The 490-nt window shown below is 29.8% G+C and carries 1 protein-coding gene; it reads left to right on the forward strand.

Features of this window, described 5'->3' with window-relative positions; genetic code table 11:
* Window positions 1–236 precede the first annotated feature (236 nt).
* A partial coding sequence (locus AC1DIT_RS28450) for an HBL/NHE enterotoxin family protein (RefSeq protein WP_476998630.1) occupies window positions 237–490 on the forward strand: 254 nt, incomplete at its 3' end.

Below are 490 nucleotides of genomic sequence, written 5' to 3' on the forward strand. Positions count from 1 at the left end.
ACTTGACCTACTAAAACGCTATAAAGAAGATTTGAATCTAATCAAAAATAATATTACAAAATTATCTACTAATGTTGATACAACTGACCAGCAGTCTCAAAAAGATACATTAAGACAATTAAAAAATGTAACAAGTTACCTTGGAGAACAAGTTAATAAGTTTTAATATTAAGAATTTAATAAAAATAATATGAAGATTATAAGAATCTATCAAAAAACTGAGAAGGAGAATAGTTATGAAAAAACTTCCATTTAAAGTGTTAGCTGTAGCCACTCTAGCAACAGTTATAACTGCTACTAACGGTAACACTATGCATGTACTTGCACAAGAACAGACTGCCCAAGAACAAAAAGTAGGGAATTATGAATTAGGGTCTGAAGGGCTGAAGAAAGCATTAACTCAAACAGGATCTAATATTCTTGTAATGGATTTGTACGCAAAAACAATGATTAAACAACCGAATGTAAATTTATCCGGTATTGATTTAGG

This window comes from Bacillus sp. 05T22 (assembly GCF_056396765.1).